This is a genomic window from Micromonospora sp. NPDC005220, assembly GCF_040607895.1.
In the GTDB taxonomy this organism is placed as follows: domain Bacteria; phylum Actinomycetota; class Actinomycetes; order Mycobacteriales; family Micromonosporaceae; genus Micromonospora.
Genome location: NZ_JBEXHP010000077.1, coordinates 1 through 19005, shown reverse-complemented (window position 1 = coordinate 19005; position 19005 = coordinate 1). Strand labels below are relative to the sequence as shown.

Sequence of the window (19005 nt, the reverse complement as noted above, 5' to 3'; positions counted from 1 at the left end):
TGTCCGAGGGTGCGTACGCTACGAGCCGGTGGCCTGTGCCACCACCTGCACGTGTAGGAAGTTCGCCGGGTGTGCTTCGACGCGGGCCGCTTCCCGGTGGCAACGGGGCTACGGCTGGCCGGCCAGCACCAGCTCCCGCAGCCGCTGGTCGAGGGTCGGGGCGTCCAGGCCACCCGGCCAGCCGCGGAGCAGGGCGCCACCCTTGGCCACCAGCACGACGGCCGGCGGCTCCCGCACCGCGTACGAACGCCAGATCGTCTGCTGGTCGTCCACGACGACCGGGTACTCCACCCGGTGCGCGCGTAGGTAGTCCTGGACCTCGTCGGCCTGGTCCGGGCCGGCCACGCCGACGAAGACCACCCGATCCTGGTAGCTGCGGGCAAGCTCGCTGAGGGCGGCCTGCCGGCTGGCGCAGGTGGTGCACCAGGAGCTGAAGAAGGTGAGTACGACGGGCCGCTGCGCCCACAGCTCGGCGGCGGCGAACGGTGTCCCGTCGGTCAGCGCACCGGTGAACGCCGGGGCGGCCGGGGCGGTGCCGGGCGCCGGACGCAACGCCAGGTCGGCGGGGACCGGTCCGGGCAGCGCGGCCGCCCCTCCGGCGGGGGCCGGTGCGGGCGCGGGCTCGGGCGTGCTGCATCCGCCCAGCAGCGCCGCCGTCAGCACCAGCGGCAGGAGTGCCCGCCTCATGATGGGACCACCGCCACCAGCGCCGGGCCCTCGCTGCTGTCCGGCGTCAGGTCGAGCGCCGCCCGGCCGTCCACCTCCAGCCGATAGGAGGTTCGTTGCGGCACGCGCACTCCGACGGCGAACTCGCAGTAGGTGGGCAGCCGCTCCACCCCCAGATCCTCGGCGAAGGCGGCCACCGATGTCCCCGCCGGCAGCTGCCCGCTGGCCAGCGCCGCCCCGTCCGGGTCGAGCACCCGGAACGGCGCCCGGTTGTGGAAGTGCTGGTACGGGCCGGTGCCGGCGCAGTCCACGCCCGCGGCCCGGATGTTGATGTCGCGAACCAGGACCCGGACGGTCGTCGGGGAGACCGCCTCCTGGGCGGCGCCGACGGCACCGCAACCGGTCGCGCCGGCCAGCAGCAGGGGCAGCAGGGTGGTGATGCTTCGCCGCACGTCATTCTCCTTCCGCCCGCCTGCCGGGTCCGTGACGGTGGGCCGCCGCGGGCCCGGCAGGAACGGGTTCAACCTCGGGCGTCGGTCAGGACTTCTCGACCCGGCACTGCTTGGTCACCGTCTTCGTCGGGTCGCTCTCCGAGGTGGCGGTGAGCTTCACGAAACCGGTGTCCGCGGCGGCGGCGGTGGCACCCACCGACACCTTGACCGTGGTGGCCTTGCCGAACTGCGCGGTGGTGAGCTGGTTGGGCAGCCAGGTCCGCCAGCCCTTGCCGGCCACCTCCGCCGACAGGCGGTAGACGTCCGACTTCAGGTACGCGCTGACGTTCTCCGGGTGCTGCTGCCCGCCGGCCGAGTACGAACCGGTGTTGGTCAGCTCGAACGAGCAGGTCACCCCACGGTTGGTCGGCTTGCCACCGCCGGTCACCTCGCCCTTGCCCAGCAGCACGCCGTGGCTGCTCGGCCCGCCGGTGCCGTCCAGCGAACGTACCGCCACGGTGTAGGAGAGCGAGCCGGCCGAGTCCCGTTTGAGGTCGATGATGTAGAAGTGCAGCCGGTTGGCCTCGTCGACGTACTCGTACTGGCTGCCGGTGTCCGCGCCGGCGTGGAACAGCGCGTCGGAGAGCTGCCGGTAGTCACCCATGGTGATCTTCTGCGGGGTGCCGTCCGGCCGGTAGAAGTCGATCATGTCGATGTCCTGCGGGTTGGCGTCCACCACCCACTGGAACGGCGCGCTGTCGGCGTTCTTCGTCTTGCTCAGCAGCACGCCGCTGTCCGGGGTGAAGGAGTCCGCGCCCATCCGGTCGACGACCTCGACGGTGTAGTTGTTGAAGTTGCCGCCGTCGCACAACGGGTCGGTGCTGACTGCACACGCCGGCGACAGGTCCTTGTTCAGCGCGATGTTCACACCGGTCAGACCCTTCGGGCCGGCGTCCACCGCCCGGGCCGTGACCTGCGCGACCACCATGCCCGAGGAGGCCAGCGCCTCCCGCGACAGCCGCAGCACGTGTTCCTCACCGAGCAGGCCGATCTTGAGTTTGTCCCGCACGGTGTGCAGCGAGCCCATCGAGCCGCCGTTGGTCGGCGGGATCTGCCAGCGGGTGTGCGGACCGCCCGGGCCGTTGAACGACCCGCGCGACATCATGCTCCAGATCCCGGTGTACGCCCTGCGCAGCGGCTCGCCGTACGGGTTGTTGTAGTTGTCGCCGATGCCGAGCAGATGGGTCAACTCGTGGGCGTAGACGCCCATGCCGGAACTCTCCCCCTGCGTCGAGGAGCCGCCGCCGGCGTTCGGCCACAGCGTCGCCGCCGCCTTCCACGAGGTCCACTCCACGTAGCGGGTCTTCGCCCAGTTCGGCAGGTTGGGGTCCGGCGGGCCCCAGGCGTCCGGCACGTCCTCCTTGTTCTGGAAGATCATCTGCCCGAACTCCTGCCAGGTCGACGACTCGTCCTGGCCGGCGCTGAGGATGAACACCAGCTCGTACTGGTTGGCGACCTCCTCGCCGACGGCCGCCCGCCAGGCGCCCAGGCCGTCGGTGCGGATGTTCTTGCTGCACACGTCCCCGCTCGGGCAGGCGCCCGGGTTGAACCCGTTGTCCAGCCCGTACTGGTAGGACTTGGCCGGCATCTGGTACGGCCCGAAACCGGTGAGGTCGACGCCGTAGCGGCCGTTGGAGTCCTGCATCCAGTACTCGTGCAGCGTGTGACCCTTGTTGAGGGTGTTCGGGGTGTTCAGGAAGTCCTGGTAGAACTTCGGCACGTCCGCCCGGGGGATGTTGGTCGCGACCGACTGGGGGTTGCCGAAGACCGTCGAGCGGGCCCGCTGCGAGACCGCGAACGTCTGGTCAGGATAGTCGAGCGCCACCAGGGCGATCTTGAAGTTGCGGACCGAGCCGGACACGCTCGGATCGGCCCAGTTCCTGCCGGGCACGGCCTTGTAGTCGTTCCAGGTCATCGTGTCCGGGTTCTGCCAGGCCTGCGGATCGAGGACCTGGAACGGCGCGGTGCCGCCGGCCGGGTTGGCCGGGGCGGCGGCGGCCTGCGCCGCCCCGGTCGCCACGAGCGTGGTCACCACGGCTGCGGCCAGCACGGCCCGCCTCAGCCGGGTTCGGTTGGGGGTACGGAGCACGGAACCACCTCTCGTCGGAGGAAACGCGGCGCCGACGTCCCGGTGGGGGTTTCGCGGAACACCTGTCAGCAGGCCGCGCAGCGAACATAGGAGGGCGGACCGGTGCCGGTCACCGTGCAGATGTCGGCAGGTGGGCCGGCGACTTCCGACACCTGAAGGACCGGCGCCCACCGGCGGATCAGCCCGGGCCGGCCCCGGAAGCCGGTTCGGCCGTCGCCGCGAAGGCCCGCAGCACGTCCCGACGGACCTGGTCGGCGGCCGGGACGGACAGCGGTCCGCGCGGTGGGCGGCACCGCCCACCGAACCGCCCGGCGCACTCCATGGCGAGCTTGACGGCCTGCACGGACTCCGGCCGGGAGGCCCAACCGAGGATCGGGTGCAGCTCGGCGTAGAGCGGCAGCGCCCGGCCCAGGTCGCGGGCGACGCACAGCTCGTACAGGCGCACGGCCTGGCGGGGCAGCGCGTTGGGCAGGGTGGCGACCCATCCCGTGGCACCGCACAGCACCAACTCGAGCACCACGTCGTCGGCGCCGACCAGCACGTCGACGTGCGGGCAGAGGTCCCGCAGCCGGTGCAACCTGCGTACGTCGCCGGTGACCTCCTTGACCGCGACGATCCCGTCGATCTCGGCGACGGTCGCCAGCAGGTCCGGCGTGAGGTCCAAGCGGGTGTCGTACGGCTCGTTGTGGGCGACCACCGGCAGGCCGACCGCCGCCACCTCCCGGTAGTGGGCGATCACGTCGGCGGCGCGGGCGGCGGGCCCGTCCGGTGGCCGCGCGAGCACGCCGTGGGCGCCGGCCTCGGCGGCCTGCTCCGCCCAGCGGCGGGCCTGCCTGCTGCCGTAGCCACCGACGCCGGGCACCACCGCGCAGCCGGACGGCGCGGCCTCCACCGTCGCCTTCACCACGGCGGCCCGCTCGTCGTCGGAGAGGGCCCGGTACTCCCCCACCGACGCGCACGGCGCGACCCCGTGGCACCCCTCGGCGGCGAGCCAACGGACGTGTTCCTGGAGCTGGTCGAAGTCCACCGACAGGTCGGCGCGGAACGGCGTGGTGATGGCGACCAGCACGCCCCGCCAGGGCCTACCAGATCCCACTCGAACCCCTCTCCGCGAGGCGCCGCTGGTGCGGTCCGTACCGAACCCTAGGAACGTCTGTCGCCCCGGTCTTCGGACAGATGCCGGAACAGTCGCGATGCCGTCCGTCTTTTTGTCGTCAGTTCGACAGTGGACCTTGCGCGACGACCCACTCGCACCGGAGGGTAAGGACTGGCGGTCGCGCGATCCCTGTCACGCAGCGCAACCATAGGAGTTACATGCACGGTGAGCTCCAGCGAATCGTCGACGCCGTCGCCGCGCGGGTGGGGCGACCCGCCCTCATCGAGGACCGGCGACAGCGGGTGGTCGCCTACAGCGAGCACGACGGTCCGATGGACGACGTCCGCCGGACGTCGATCCTGCGCCGGCAGACGACGCCGGAGGTGATCGCCTGGTTCCGCGGCAGGGGCGTGCTCACGGCCCACGCTCCGGTCCGCACCCCCGCGTGCGCCGAGCTGGACCTGCTGGCGCGGGTCTGCGTCCCGATCCGACACGACGGCCTGCTGCTCGGCTTCGTCTGGTTCATCGACGCGGACGGCTCGATGACCGACGCCGACATCGCCACCGCGACCGGCCCCTTCGCCGATCTGTCGCTGGCCCTGTACCGGGCGAACCTGCTCGGTGAGCTGGCCTCACAGCGGGAGACCGAGGCGACCCGCACCCTACTGGTGGAGAGCCGGCAGGCCCGCGAACACGCGGCGCGGGCGCTGCTGGAGGAGGGCATGGTGGCCGCCGACGGGTCGACCGTCGCGCTCGTCGCCCAGCTCGTGCCGGCGGGCGGGCGGCAGCCCGACGAGGTGGCCCGGATCGCCCTGGAACAGGCCCTGGTCACCACCCGTCGGTGGATCGGAGTGCGGGAGACCCTGCACCTCGTCTGGCACGACCACGGGGTGCTGCTGGTCTGCGGCGACCGGGTCGCCGGTCGCCCCTCGCCGGAAGCCTCCGCCGGGCACCTCAACGAGGCACTGGCCACCGCCACCCGCGGCCTGCCCTCGGTGGACCGGACCGTGACCGGGATCGGTCAGCCCCGCGCCGCGCTGTCCAGCGCGGTCGAGTCCTATCAGGAAGCAGCGCAGGCCGCCCGGGTCGGTACGCAACTGCCCGCACTGGGCCGGGTCGTCTCCTGGGCCGGCCTGGGCATCTACCGGGTGCTGTCCCAACTGGACAGCCAGCACCTAGACGTGGCGGGCGTCCACCCCGGGCTGGAGCGGTTGCTGCGCGACGACGCCCACCAGGTGCTGCTGGAGACCCTGGAGGCCTACCTCGACCTGGCCGGCAACGCGCACGCCACCGCCGAGAAGCTCCGACTGCACCGGACCACCCTCTACTACCGGCTGCAACGGGTGGAACAGCTCGCCGGAACCGACCTCAAGGACGGCAACGAACGGCTGTGCCTGCACCTGGCCATGAAGCTCGGCCGGCTCAGCGGCCACTACCGCACGGCCTGACGCCGCGGTAGCCGCCGACGCGGCCGGCGTGAACCACGGGCTCCGTGGCCTCCGGTTGCAACGCACTGCGTTGACCCGGCAGCACCCCGTAGTTAGCGTCAACAATCCCGTCCACTTGAGAAGGATCACCACCCCGTCGAGGAGGATCAATTGAGACTGCGACAACGAAGGCCACGTCTCGGGCTGATTCCGCAGGGTAGAGGTGTAGCGGTCCTGGCACTGGGTGCGCTTCTGTCGGTCTCCCTCGCGGCGACGCCCGCGCACGCTGCCGAGGATCAGCTCAACGATGGTCTGGTGCACCACTTCGCCCTCGACGAGACCAGTGGGACGACGTTGGTCAACTCGGGTAGCGCGGGCGCGGCGGCGAACGCCACGCTCGTGAATCCCGAGAAGGCGGCCCTGACCGGCGAAGGGATCAGGTTCAACCCCGACTCCTACGAGAGCGCCCTCAGCGGCGCATACGTGGCGCTGCCGAACGACATCACCGCCGGCATGTCCAACCTCACCGTGGACTATGACGTGTGGGTCGACCCGGCGAACGTCGGCGAGCACCAGATGTGGAGTATTGGCCGCAAGTCCGGCTCGTGTGACGTCGACACCGGCGCGGAGGGCGCCATCTTCGCGTCGAACACCCAGCGGTTCCGCGTCGCGGTGGGTCCGGCGAACCTCCAACAGAACCGGGTCCGCATGCTCGAGGGAGCGTGGACCCATGTCACCTACACCCAGTCACTGAACTCGAACGGTACGAGCTGGACCGGCAGGCTCTACCTCGACGGCGTGCTGCACGCGACGTCGGCGAACCTGACCACGGCGCCGTCGGTGAACGCCGCGGGGACCAACTGCAACTTCCTCGGTCGCTCGCAGACGTCGGGCCACTACTCGTTCCGCGGAACGATCCGGGACTTCCGCGTGTACGACCGGGCAGTGAGCCTCGACGAGACACTCGCCCTGGCAGAGAAGACCGTCTCCGACGGCGTTCGCGCCGACGCCGCGGCCATCGACCTCGGCCTGACCAGTGCAGTCGTACACGACATCGTTCTGCCCAAGGTGGGCTCCGCGGCGGGCTCGGCCATCACCTGGTCGAGTTCCGACCCGTCGGTCGTCGAGGTCAACACCCCGCCAGCCGTCACCAGCGCACGCAAGGTCGCGGTGACCGGCAGGATCACCCGGCCCGCACAGGGGCAGCCCGACGCGACAGCCACACTCACGGCGACCGTCCGCAAGGGCTCCCAGGAGGTCACCACGCGGGAGATCCCCGTGGTGGTGAAGGCCGAGTTCGACGATGCGCAGGCTGTCGACCGGGACGCCCTCGACCTGACCCTGGACGGCGCCGACGACGTACGCGGAAACCTCGATCTCGCGGCCAAGGGTGAATTCGGATCCACGATCACCTGGAGGTCGACCACCCGCCTCGTCACCCCGACGGGTGAGGTCAGCCGTCCGGCCTTCGGCCGTGCGGACGTTGCCGCCACCCTGACGGCGACCATCAGCAAGGGCAAGGCCTCGCGGAAGAAGTCGTTCCCGGTGACCATTCCCGCCATGCCGCGCTCGGAGGAGTACGAGCGGTACTTCATGGGGTACTTCAAGGGTGAGGGAATCGCCGACGGCGAGCAGATCATGTTCGCCACATCCAACGGAAACACCGCTCTGGACTGGACCGGTCTGACCGGAGGTCGGCCGTCACTCATCTCCCAACTGGGCGACCAAGGGCTTCGTGACCCGCACATCGTCCGCTCACCCGACGGCGACACGTTCTACATGATCGCCACGGACCTGAACTGGTACGACCAGGGTGGATACGCCATCAACGACACCCAGTACATCGAGGTGTTCGAGTCGCACGACCTGGTGAACTGGACCCCTCAGCGGCACGTGAAGGTCGCGCCCGACAACGCGGGCAACGCCTTCGCACCAGAGTCGCTGTGGGTCGAGGAGCTCGGCGCCTACGTCGTGTTCTGGGCCCAGTCGCTGTGGAACGACCCCGTGAACCGCACCGGCCAGGGGAACGCGCAGATGTGGTACGCCACAACGCGAGACTTCCAGACGTTCTCCGCTCCCCAGGTCTGGCAGAACCCGGCCCCGCTGTCGCGGATCGACACGACCGCCATCCGGGTCGGTGACCACTACTACCGGGTGACCAAGAACGAGGCCGGCAACCAGGGCTCGGACATCTTCTCGGAGAAGCACACCGACTTCCTGGACAGCAACATCAACAACTGGACGTTGGTCGCGCCGGCTCTGGGGCGCACAACGTGGGTCGCCAACCAGGGGTACGAGGGACCGGTCATCTTCAAGGCCAACCCCGGTGACACCTCCTGCCCCGGCCAGTTCTACCTCTGGGGCGACCGGTACACCAACGGTGGCGGATACCAGGCCGCGTGCCACGAGAACATCGAGGCTCCGACGTGGAACGCCAAGGCGATCACGATGACCAATGCGGGTGTCGTCCGTCCGCGTCACGGCACCGTGATCCCGCTGACCGTCCGCGAGTGGAACGACATCCGCGGGATCCCGAACAGCGACGTCACGACCACCACCGAGGTGGCTGTCGAACCGTACGCGAGCGGGGCCCAGACAACCAGGGCAACCGTGACAGTCGAGGCAGCTGACGGGTTCGAGACCGGCGGTCAGGTGCGGTTCAGCATTGGCTCGTGGTCGAAGCTCGCCCACCTGAGCGACGGCGCCGCCACCGTCACGCTGCCGACGGGTCTGCCCGCGGGTGCCCGGACGGTCAAGGCCGAGTACCTCGGCTTCGACTACCTGAAGGCGTCGGAAGGTACGGCGTCGGTCGACGTGCCCTCCGGCCCGGCCGCCGTCAAGGTCCAGGCGAAGGCCACGCCGGCGTCGGTTGTCCGCGGGGACACGTTCAGACTGAACGTGACTGTCGGCCCGGCGGGCAGGCCGAAGCCGCACGCTCCGACCCCGACCGGCGAGGTCACCGTCACCTTCGGCGGCACGGTGCACGTCGTGCCACTGACGGCCGGCAAGGCCGTCGTCGAACTGCAGACCGCCGACCTGCAGCCCGGGGCCTACCGGGTCCACGTTGCCTACTCCGGCAACCCGACCTACCAGCCCCACGCCGCCAACTACCAGACGTTGACGGTGCGGAAGCCGGCCTAGGCAACCCGAGGCGTGCTGAGATGCGCCACCAGAAGGAGCGGGCGAGATCTCATGATCTCGCCCGCTCGCTACTGCAGGGGGCCCAGCAACCGGACTAGGAGTGATCGTGCCCATCGCGACGGCCAGCCCGGGCGAAGTGATCGGTGTCGTCGCTGCGGACCAGGCGGCCGCAGCCGGGACGTAGTCGGGGCTTGCGGCCCTCACTCGCGGCCGTGTCGCTGTTGCCCTCCGCCGTGGAGCGCCGGACCACCAGCGCCAGCCCGGCGAGGATGATGGCGGCCGCGGCGAGCTCCGTCGCGCCGACGGGCTCGTCGAGCAGCAGCCACGCCGCGCTGAGCCCGAAGACCGGCACCAGGAGGCTGAACGGCGCCACCCGCGCGACCGAATACTGGGCGATCAGCCGGTTCCAGATCCCGAAGCCGACGAGTGTCGACACGTACGCGATGTACACCACGGCGAGTAGCCCGCGCCACGACAGGCCGGTCAACGCATCCAGCACCGCCTGTCCGCCGTTGACCACGCCGGCCAGGCCGAGCAGCGGCAACGGCGGCACCAGGCTCGACCAGACCAGCAGCGAGAGCGGTCGCGTCTCGCCGCTGGCCCGCATGACCAGGTTCGCTGTGGCCCAGCTGGCCGCCGCGAACAGAGTCAGCACGAAGCCGATCACCGTGGTGTGGCCGCCGCTGCCGATCGCCAACACCCCGATCCCGACCGATCCGACCAGTACGCCGGCTACCTGCGCCCGCGCCGGCCGCTCGCCCAGCACTGCCGCCGCCAGCAGCACCGACATCAGCGCCTGCGCCTGCAGCACCAGCGAGGCCAGACCGGCCGACATGCCGGCGGCGAGCGCCGTGAACAGCGCGCCGAACTTCAGGACGCCGAGCACGAGCCCGTAGGCGAGCACGTAGCGGAGCCGGGCGCTGGGGCGCGGCACCAGGAAGACCAGTGGCACCGCCGCCGCGACGAAGCGCAGCGCGGTCAGGACGAGCGGCGGCAGATCACGCAGGCCCAGCTCGATGGCGACGAAGTTGACGCCCCAGATGGCGGCGACGAGCACGGCGAGAAGTCGGTGCGATGTTTTCACGCCAGTTACGCTGCCGGAAGAGACACTTAAGGACTAGTTCAACATTCTTTATCACTGCTGTAGCGTGCCTACATGGACCTTGACGCACGCCGCCTGCGCGTGCTGCACGAGGTCGCGCTGCGCGGCAGCGTCACCGCTGCCGCCGCGGCGCTGCACGTGACCCCGTCGGCGGTCTCACAGCAGCTCGTCCAGCTGTCCCGTGAAGCCGGGCACGAGCTGGTCGAGCGGGCCGGGCGCGGAATCGTCCTCACCCCGGCCGGCCAGGTGCTGGCCAGCCACGCGAAGGACGTGCTGGACGCGGTGGAGCAGGCGGTGGCCGGGCTCGCCGCACTCCGCCACGGGGTCAGCGGCACGGTACGGGTCGGCGCGTTCGCGTCCGCAGCCGGCGCGCTGGTAGCACCCGCCGCCGCCCGCGCGCGGGCGAAGCACCCCGAGCTGGACGTACGGGTGATCGAGGCCGAAGACCAGCAGAGCCGCCTCGACCTGCGCTCCGGCACCCTCGACGTGGTGGTGCTGCAGGAGTACGACCACGTGCCCGTGCCACTGGTCGACGACCTGGACCGACATCCGGTCACCACCGACCCGATGCACCTGATCACCCCGGTCGAATGGCGCCGTCGCACCGGCCGGCTGAGCGAGCTGCGTGACCTGCCATGGATCGCCAGCGCCGAACACACGCCGTGCCTGCGGTCCACATTGCACGCCTGCCGGCTCGCCGGCTTCGAGCCGGACATCCGGCACCGTGCCGTCGACTTCGCCCTCACGCTGGACCTCGTCGCGGCCGGGCTGGGCGCCGCGCTCGTGCCGGAGTTGGCGCTACGCCACGTGCCACCCGGGGTGCACGTAGAGCCACTGGTCGAGCCGATCACCGAGCGACGCATCTTCGCGGTCACCCGTGCCCTCGGCAGCACACCGCAACGGCCCGCGGTGGCCGCCCTCCTGGCCGAGCTGAGCAGCCCGCCCGACCTCCCCGACGGACAGCTTCCGCCGATCATCGCCTGACGGGTGGTGTCGTGGTAGCAGCCTCATCGCCTGGATACCGGCGAAATTGGTTCGGCGTCGCCGTCGGCGAACCCGTTGACCTTCGCGGGCTGCCTGGCCACGATCATTCGTACCACCATCTCGTACGCCGACAGACCGCACCGAATCGCCACCGAGTCCCCTACCCGTCAGCCCGGCATGCGACGCTCAATCTCCGCGACCAACGGGCCACGCCGCGTGGCCCCCGGACACTACCGCCACAGCCGCACAATTCCTGGCGTCACAGCACAGCACTCCCGATCCCACACCCCTTGTGCCCGGAGGAACGCAGACCATGGACCACGCATCTCAGCTCATCCAGGAGCGGAGTGCCCCGCCGGCCACGCTGGTGATCTTCGGTGCCTCCGGTGACCTGACCCGGCGTAAGCTGCTGCCCGCAGTCGAGAGCCTGGCTCGGCACGAGCGGCTCCCGGACCAGTTCGCGCTGGTCGGCGTCGCGCGCACGCCGATGACCGACGAGCAGTTCGCCGAGAGTGCCCTCGGCGGACGCACCCTGGCCAGCAAGCGCCAACTCCTGGGCGGCGTGCGGTACGTGGCCGGCGGCTACGACGACCCGGAGACCTACAAGCGGCTCGTGGAGACCCTCGACGAGTTGGACGCACAGCGGGGCACGTCCGGCAACCGGCTCTTCTACCTCTCCACCCCGGCCGGGGCCTTCGAGCCGGTGATCAACGGACTGGCCGGTGTCGGGCTCAACCAGCCACGCGAAGGCTCCTTCTCCCGCCTGGTCATCGAAAAGCCGTACGGGCGCGACCTGGTCACGGCCCGCGAGCTCGACGGCGTCGTGCACAGCGCGTTCGACGAGCACCAGGTCTTTCGTATCGATCACTATCTGGGCAAGGACACCGTCCAGAACGTGCTGGCGCTGCGCTTCGCGAACTCGATCTTCCAGCCCATCTGGGATCGTTCCTGGGTCGACCACGTGCAGATCACCGTCGCCGAGACCCTCGGCGTCGGCAGCCGCGGCGGCTTCTACGAGGACGCCGGCGCGATGCGGGACATCGTGCAGAACCACGTGCTCCAGGTCCTCGCGCTGGCACTGATGGAGCCACCGGCCTCATTCGAGGCTGAGGGCCTGCGCAACGAGAAGGTGAAGCTGCTGCAGGCAATCCGGCTCCCCACCGACCGGGACATCGCCGAGGCTGCGGTCCGGGGACAGTACACCCGGGGCGGCACCCGCGAGGAGCTGATGGCCGGCTACCGCGAGGAGGCCGGCGTCGACCCCCTGTCGCGGACCGAGACCTACGCCGCCATGCGGCTCAACGTGGACAACTGGCGCTGGGCGGGGGTGCCGTTCTACGTACGCACCGGCAAGCGCCTGCCGGCCCGGCTCACCGAGGTGGCACTGCAGTTCCAGCGGCCGCCGCACCTGCCGATCCCGACCGACCAGCTCACCGGCCTCGATGCTGACGCGCTGATCCTGCGGATCCAGCCGAACGAGGGCATCTCGCTGCGCTTCGGTGCCAAAGTGCCGGGCCATTCCTTCCGGGTCCGCACCGCCACGATGGAGTTCTCCTACGACCAGACGTTCCTCGAGGAGTCCCCGGAGGCGTACGAGCGTCTGCTCCTGGACTCGCTGATCGGCGACGCGTCGCTGTTCATCCGCAGCGACGAGGTGCAGCAGTGCTGGCGGATCGTCGACCCGATCATCGACAACTGGGCGAAGGACCACTCGCCGATCCCCACCTACGAGGCCGCCTCCTGGGGCCCGACCGACGCCGACCGGCTCATCGGTCGGCACGGCCGCAAGTGGCGCAACTCCGCGTGACCCGATCGCTTGGTCTCACCATCGACGCGCGGCGCGGTTCTCTCAGTGAGCCGGACCCCGCTCGGGTTCGCGATCTACTCGGGCAACAGCCCGAGCGACGGGGCACCTGCCACACCGACGAGTCAGGTGTGACAGGTGCCCGGCACGAGACTGCCCCTGCCCCGGGCCGCCGCCCCTGGGTCAGCCGCCCAGCATGGGCAACACCGCGACGGCGATCGCCCGGCTGGTATTTCTGGTGGCGTCCGCGATCGCCGGATCGAAGGCGTTGTCCGGAAGCCGGTTGGGCCAGACGACCTCCTTTTACGCATACCCATGGTCGTTGTTGTACGCCGTGCAGTAGAGGTAGTAGCTGACGATGTCACCGTTGCGGGGCAACGGCAGCTCCGGGTCGAAGTCGGGTGACCAGAAGGTGCAGTACGGCGGCGCGAGCTTCGGCACCAGCTGGGTGTTGGCCGAGCGCAGGGTGTTCCTCAGCCCGTCGGTGGTCAGGCCGGTCCGGGCCCGTGCCACCAGGGCGATCGGCGTCACGATGTTCATCGCGAAACCGAGCTGGTCCACGCTCGCCTTGTCGGTCAGCGCGGAGATCATGCTCTCGATCGCCACCGCGCAGCCGGTGGCGTCCTGGGCGAACCGCTGCACGTTGTCCGGCGTCATCCGCTCGATGTCGAAGAACTCGATCACGGCATGGTTGGCGCAGGCGCGGGTCTGCGCCGTCGCGATCGTCTGGATCTGCGCCAGGATCTCGGTGCGGGCCGAGTTGACCGCGGTCAGGATCTGCCGGGTCGCCTCCTGGATCGCGGCCTGAGTGTTACCGGCGCTCGCCCACGAGCTGACCGCACTGATCGCCGCGGTGATCACCTGGGTCCAGTTGATCGCGTACGCCGGTCGAGCGCCGGCGGGCATCACCACCACAATGGACAGCAGGGCGGCCAGCAGGACGCGCACCGGCCGACTCCGGGCTCTCCTCCTGTCTCGGTTCATTCCTACTCCCTCTCGTCGGGGAGCCATCAGAGTCGACTATCCGGGTGACGGTGAGTGGCCGGTGCGGACGCGCCGCGTCACGGTACCGTGATGCCGCCGGTCGGATGCACGCTGCTGGTGAACGTCGGCGCCACCGCGACCGTCCGGATGACGTCGCCACCGACCAGGAACTCCAGGCCGAGCAGGATGGCCCGTCCCACCCCCTGCCGGTACGCGCGGTAGTGCGTCACCACCTCCCCGGTCCGGCCGCATCGCACCGCGTACACCACCGTGGTGACCGCGACGCCGAGCGCGAAGACCAGCACCCCGGGTGGGTCCAGCGCCGCACCGATGTGCTGGATGATCTGCTTCGTCGGCACCCGTCACACCCCCGTACGCCTCGGCTTCAGCCTGGCGTACGGGGGTGCGACGAATGGTGGTTTCGGCGCCGGCTCAGTCCTGCGCGCGCCAACGGTAGAAGACGGTCGCGACCTGGTCCTGCGGGCCGTGGCAGAGGTCCGGCCGGTACGGCTCCACGTAGGGGCCGAGATCCTGCCTGATCTTGTCGAAGGCCGGCTTCTCGGCGTGCTGGTCCCGGGTCGCCTCGGCCGCCGACGACTCCTGCTCCAGCAGGTGCACGTAGACATCGTCGATGGAGTAGAGCCAGCGTCCGGTGACACCCAGGTCGGTCGGGAGCGACCCGGCGTCCGACTCGCCGAACACCCGGGCCACGTCCGGCTCGGCGCCCGGCTTGATCCGCCCCACGATCACGGTGAGTGTGGTGTCCTCGGGCGGCTCGCCCTCCGGCGCCCAGTGGTAGAACTCCTTGGCCACCGAGTCCGACGGGTTCTTCCAGTAGCGCGGGTACGGCGTCACGTACGGGCCGATCTCCTCGGCGATCTTCTGGAAGGCGGGCAGCCCGCGCGTCTGCCCGGAGATCCTCGGGTCCTGCTTGCGCTCGATCACGTGCAGGTAGAGGTCGTGGTGCGACAGCAGGTACCGGCCGATGACGCCGAGATCCTGGGGCCGGGTGGCCTGGTCGTAGTGGCCGAAGACGTTGCCGACGATCTCTTCGCTGCCGGGGACCATGTGGCAGACGATCACGTTCCGGAAGACCATGACGTGCTCCTTGGCTGGGTGGGCGGGCTAGACGGTGAAGGTGACCGGCAGTTCCAGCAGGCCGCGGAAGGGCGAGGCGGCGGGCAGTCGGCGCACCTCGGCGAGCGGGACGGCGAGCCGCAGCCCGGGCAGCCGGCGCAGCAGCGCGGAGAGCGCGAGCAGCGCCTCCATCCGGGCCAGCGAGACGCCCAGGCAGTAGTGCACGCCGTGGCCGAAGCCGAGGTGCGGGCCCCGGACCCGGCGCAGGTCGAGCCGGTCGGGGTCGGTGAAGTGGGCGGGGTCGTGGTTCGCCGCGTTGATCGCCACCCCGACGATCGCGCCGCGCGGGATGCGTACCCCCTGGTATTCGACGTCCTCGGTGGCGATGCGCGGGCTGGCCACCGGCAGCGGGCCGTCGAACCGCAGCAGCTCCTCGATCGCGGTCGGCAGCAGCCTCGGCGTGGTCCGCAGCAGCTCCCACTGCTCCGGGTGGGTGAGCAGCGCCAGCACCGCGTTGCCGAGGAAGTCGGCGGTGGTCTGGTGGCCGGCGAACAGCAGCAGGAACGTGGTGGTGACCAGCTCCGCCTCGGACAGCGTGCGGTCCCGGTCGACCGCGTCCACCAGCGCACCGATGATGTCGTCGGCCGGGTCGTCGCGCTTGGCCCGGACCAGGTCGGCCAGGTAGTGGTGCAGCCGCAGCTGGGCCTCCTGCACCGCCGCCCGCTCCTCGGCCGGGGGTCGGCTGGTCGAGCCGGAGGTGCGGATCACCTGGGTCCAGGCGAGCACCCGGTCGTGGTCGACCGGCGGCACGCCGAGCAGCTCACAGATGACCGTCATCGGCAGCGGGATGGCGAAGTCCCGCATCAGGTCCGCCTCGCCCTGCGGCACCATCTTGTCGATCAGCTGGTCGACGATCGCGGCCACCCGGGGCCGCAACGCCTCGATCCGCCGCGGCGCGAACGCCTGCGACACCACCCGGCGCAGGCGGGTGTGCTCGGGCGGGTCGGAGTTGAGCATGTTGCGGTTCAGGCCCTCCGAGTTCGGGCCGAAGATCCGCAGGTAGTGCTGGTCGGGCCCGTAGAGGTCCTTGGACAGCCGCGGGTCGGTCAGCGCCGCGCGCGCGTCGTCGAAGCTGGTGATCAGCCACGAGTCGAACCGGGGCGAGCCGACCGGGCAAACCGGCCGCTCGGCACGCAGCCGGGCGAAGGTGGGATAGGGATTGGCCGCGAACGCCTCCGTGTACAACTCGCTCGCCGGCACCACGTCGTCGGTCATCGGGCCTCCCCCGGCTCGCTGTTCACACTGTGCAGCACCTGATAGGTGTGTCGTTCGGCGGACTCGCGCAGCTCCCGGACCACGCGCAGCAGCCGGTCCCGGTGCGCGCTGCGGCCGAAGGCGTCCAGCCGCTCCCGGTCCGCCCAGTCGCTGATGACCAGATAGCTGCTCGGGTCGTCGGCGTCGCGGACCAGGTCCTGGTGCAGGCAGCCGTCCAGGGTGCGGATCTCCTCGGCGGCGGCGCGCCACTCCGCCTCGAAGCGCTCCTCGCACCCCTGCCGGGTCCGCATCGCCAGGACCGTGCGCACCCGGCTCACCGCGCGCCGCCGAAGACCAGGTGCAGGTGCTTGCGCAGCGCGTCGGCGTCGACCGGGGCGCCGCGGAAGCCGACGTGCCCGTCCGGACGGATCAGGTACAGCCCGGTGCCGGCCAGGCCGTACCCGGCGCGGAACCGGCGGTCACCGTCGCGCAGCACCGGCGGGTCGGCCAGGCGCGGCTCGGCGACGTCCGGGTCGAGCAGCAGGTACGCGTCGAGTTCCCCGCCGGCCTGCCGCCGCGCGTCGGCGCACAGGTCGGCGAACCCGGCCAGCTCCGTCGCGCCGGCCGTGGCGTCGGCGTAGAGCAGCAGCGTGTGCCGGGTGCCCCGGGTCAGGTCCCGCAGCCGCAGCGGATGCCCGACGCCGCGCCGGCGCAGACCCTCGACGTCCGGCGCGCGGTCGCCGGGACGGGGCGCGTCACCGAGCCCGGCCGGGTCGGAGACGGTCTCCCCGACCAGCGGGCTGCCGGCGTAGCTGAGCAGCAGGGACATCTCCTGAAGGAACTGCCGTTCCAGGTCGGCCCGGTCCAGTTCCTCGGTGCCGGCCAGCCGCACCGCGCGGCCGACGATCTCCTCGCCCTCCGGGCGCCGCTCGGCCTCATAGCTGTCCAGCAGGCCGGGGGCGGCCAGCCCGCGTACCGCCAGGGCCAGTTTCCAGGCCAGGTTCCAGGCGTCCTGGATGCCGGTGTTCATGCCCTGGCCGCCGGCCGGCGGGTGCAGGTGGGCGGCGTCGCCGGCGACGAAGACCCGGCCGTGGCGGTAGCGGTCGACGATGCCGTGGCTAATCCGGAACACCGACGACCAGCGCAGGTTCGTCGCCCGGGTGCCGGGCGGGGCGAGGCGGTCGAGGGCGGCCTGCACGTCGTCGAGGGTCGGCTCGCCGAGTTCCTCGCTGAAGCCGGGCGGGGCGTCCTGCCCGCCGGTCCGGGCGAAGAACCGGGGTGGGGCCAGGGTGGCGATGCGGTAGCGGTGCTCGCCGCGCAGCGGCACGCAGACCAGCATCCCGTCCATCCGCCCGTCGGTGGTGTGCAGGAAGCGCAGCAGGTGCCCGTCGGGCATGTCCCAGTCCACGTCGACGTCCACCAGCATGAACAGCTGCGGGAACTGGCCCAGCCCGCCGGTGAAGGTGAGGCCGAGCCGGTCCCGGACCCGGCTGTGCGCGCCGTCGCAGCCGACCAGGTACGCCGCGCGTACGGTCTCGATGGCGCCGTCGGCGGTGCGCACGGTGGCGGTCACGCCGTCCGCGTCCTGGGTGAAGTCCACCAGTTCGGCGCCGCGCCGCGGGCGCACCCCGAGCGTGGCCAGCCGGGCGGTGAGGATGCGTTCGGTCTCGTACTGGGGCAGGCCGAGGTGGTCGTAGGGCAGGCCGGGCAGCTCCCAGCTCATCCGGTGGGTCTGCTCGCCGTTGACGAAGACCATGTTGCCGGTGAGCCAGATGCCGGCGTCCATCGCCTCCCGCACGACGCCCTGCTCCTCCCAGATCTCCATGGTGCGGCAGTGCACGCCGATCGCCTTGTCGGCCTGCCCGGCCGGGGTCGCCCGCTTGTCGATCACCCGGCAGTCGATGCCGCGCCGGGCCAGCTCGACGGCGGCGGTCAGCCCGGTCGGGCCCGCCCCGACGACCAGTACGTCCGTTGTCCTCTGCACGTGGGCCTCCCTGCCTGTGGTGTCGAGTCGCCGGCCGTCCCCATCGGGCACGACGTGGAACAGGCGGCGTCGGATGTCGAGAAGGAACGGTGCGATCGGCCCGGCCTGCGCCGAGGCGTGAGCCGGGTCGCCGATCCAGTCGAGGAACTCGGCCGCGGTGTCCCACTCGGCGAAGATGTGGTGCACGTCCGAGCCGGGTTCGCGGAGCAGCTGCTCACGCCGGTAGCCCGGCACGGCGGTCATCCGCCGCACCACCTCGGGGTAGCCGCGGTGGAACTCGGCGAGCCGGGCGGTCGGCACGATCAGCTCCACGTCCACGTAGACCGGGCCCGTCCCGTCGCCGGTGTCGGCCATCGGCGGGTAGTCGGGCGGGCCGGCCGGTTCGGTCAGCGGCCGGAGCAGGTCGGACAGGCGGGCGGCCACCGGCCCGTCCCGGTAGGCGCGCAGCGCCTCCTCGTCGGCCCACTCGGTGACCACGACGAAGCCGTACGGATCCAGCGCGTCCCGCAGCAGCTCGTGCCGGAGGCCGCCGGGGAGCGCACCGAGCTGTCCGGCGACGTCCTCCCAGGCCGGTCCCACTGCGGGCGCGCAGCCGGGACGGGCTCGCAGCCGGAGCATCGTCCTGATCATGCCGCCCCCTCGCACCGTGCCGTCCTCGTGCCGCGACCCTGCCAGAGTCCGCGTCACCCGGTCGTCACCGGCGGCCCGGGCGGGGTCACCGTGCGGTGACGCGGCCGGAACGCCATCTCCTCCCGGCTTGTTGCAAAAGATTGGCAACAATCCTCCTCCTCGGGCGTGACTCCTTACGACTTGGATACCCGTTAATGGCAGGCCCGGCGCTTGGTTAGCTGTCCCGGCCCGCCAGGTTCTTGATGTCAACGGCAGTGGCAAGCACCGGAGCGGCCC

General features: G+C 71.0%; 15 protein-coding genes. 4 read left to right on the top strand and 11 right to left on the bottom strand.

The features are described 5' to 3' along the window. Positions 1–108: 108 nt before the first annotated feature. The 4 genes from ABZU52_RS23530 to ABZU52_RS23515 all read right to left on the bottom strand — a co-directional run bounded on the left by ABZU52_RS23530 (position 109) and on the right by ABZU52_RS23515 (position 4342). Positions 109–687 carry a TlpA disulfide reductase family protein gene (locus ABZU52_RS23530; protein WP_354973146.1) on the bottom strand — a complete coding sequence of 193 codons (579 nt, stop codon included), beginning with the start codon at positions 685–687 and terminating at the stop codon, positions 109–111. After that, positions 684–1118 (bottom strand): hypothetical protein, encoded by a 435-nt coding sequence (locus ABZU52_RS23525; RefSeq protein WP_354973145.1) that lies wholly within the window; start codon positions 1116–1118, stop codon positions 684–686. Before ABZU52_RS23525 ends, ABZU52_RS23530 begins: the two co-directional genes overlap by 4 nt. Positions 1119–1203: 85 nt before the next feature. Further along, a complete protein-coding gene (locus ABZU52_RS23520; RefSeq protein WP_354973144.1) occupies positions 1204–3246 on the bottom strand; it encodes a M6 family metalloprotease domain-containing protein in 2043 nt (680 codons plus the stop codon). A 178-nt stretch (positions 3247–3424) separates the two neighbouring features. Continuing rightward, the gene (locus ABZU52_RS23515; RefSeq protein WP_354973143.1) at positions 3425–4342 is read right to left on the bottom strand and encodes a dihydrodipicolinate synthase family protein; all 918 of its coding nucleotides are present in this window, start codon (positions 4340–4342) and stop codon (positions 3425–3427) included. A gap of 218 nt (positions 4343–4560) precedes the next feature. On the opposite strand from ABZU52_RS23515, the gene ABZU52_RS23510 reads away from it, so the two are divergent. Together ABZU52_RS23510 and ABZU52_RS23505 are read left to right on the top strand one after the other, a co-directional pair. After that, complete coding sequence (locus ABZU52_RS23510; protein WP_354973142.1) at positions 4561–5790, top strand: helix-turn-helix domain-containing protein; 1230 nt, start codon at positions 4561–4563, stop codon at positions 5788–5790. A gap of 294 nt (positions 5791–6084) precedes the next feature. Next, complete coding sequence (locus ABZU52_RS23505) at positions 6085–8910, top strand: immunoglobulin-like domain-containing protein (RefSeq protein ID WP_354973141.1); 2826 nt, start codon at positions 6085–6087, stop codon at positions 8908–8910. Between the two features lie 94 nt (positions 8911–9004). Here ABZU52_RS23505 and ABZU52_RS23500 read toward each other — a convergent pair whose 3' ends face one another. Beyond that, positions 9005–9994 (bottom strand): EamA family transporter, encoded by a 990-nt coding sequence (locus ABZU52_RS23500; protein WP_354973140.1) that lies wholly within the window; start codon positions 9992–9994, stop codon positions 9005–9007. A 72-nt stretch (positions 9995–10066) separates the two neighbouring features. Here ABZU52_RS23500 and ABZU52_RS23495 point away from each other — a divergent pair, with 72 nt between their 5' ends. After that, a complete protein-coding gene (locus tag ABZU52_RS23495) occupies positions 10067–10996 on the top strand; it encodes a LysR family transcriptional regulator (protein WP_354973139.1) in 930 nt (309 codons plus the stop codon). Positions 10997–11309: 313 nt separating this feature from the next. Continuing rightward, positions 11310–12803: a glucose-6-phosphate dehydrogenase gene (gene zwf, locus ABZU52_RS23490; RefSeq protein ID WP_354973138.1), complete on the top strand. Its 1494-nt coding sequence runs from the start codon at positions 11310–11312 to the stop codon at positions 12801–12803. Between the two features lie 300 nt (positions 12804–13103). On the opposite strand, the gene ABZU52_RS23485 is transcribed toward zwf, so the two are convergent. The 6 genes from ABZU52_RS23485 to ABZU52_RS23460 form a co-directional block, all read right to left on the bottom strand. Next, positions 13104–13748 (bottom strand): hypothetical protein, encoded by a 645-nt coding sequence (locus tag ABZU52_RS23485; protein ID WP_354973137.1) that lies wholly within the window; start codon positions 13746–13748, stop codon positions 13104–13106. 113 nt (positions 13749–13861) lie between these two features. Beyond that, positions 13862–14143 carry a DUF1622 domain-containing protein gene (locus ABZU52_RS23480; RefSeq protein WP_354973136.1) on the bottom strand — a complete coding sequence of 94 codons (282 nt, stop codon included), beginning with the start codon at positions 14141–14143 and terminating at the stop codon, positions 13862–13864. Between the two features lie 73 nt (positions 14144–14216). After that, complete coding sequence (locus ABZU52_RS23475; RefSeq protein ID WP_354973135.1) at positions 14217–14882, bottom strand: TcmI family type II polyketide cyclase; 666 nt, start codon at positions 14880–14882, stop codon at positions 14217–14219. Between the two features lie 27 nt (positions 14883–14909). Then, positions 14910–16136 (bottom strand): cytochrome P450, encoded by a 1227-nt coding sequence (locus ABZU52_RS23470; protein ID WP_354973134.1) that lies wholly within the window; start codon positions 16134–16136, stop codon positions 14910–14912. After that, on the bottom strand, positions 16133–16444 hold the full coding sequence (locus ABZU52_RS23465; protein ID WP_354862537.1) for an antibiotic biosynthesis monooxygenase family protein: 312 nt from the start codon (positions 16442–16444) through the stop codon (positions 16133–16135). The genes ABZU52_RS23470 and ABZU52_RS23465 overlap by 4 nt, the downstream gene beginning before the upstream one ends. A 5-nt stretch (positions 16445–16449) precedes the next feature. After that, positions 16450–18717: an FAD-dependent oxidoreductase gene (locus ABZU52_RS23460; RefSeq protein WP_354973133.1), complete on the bottom strand. Its 2268-nt coding sequence runs from the start codon at positions 18715–18717 to the stop codon at positions 16450–16452. Positions 18718–19005 lie beyond the last annotated feature (288 nt).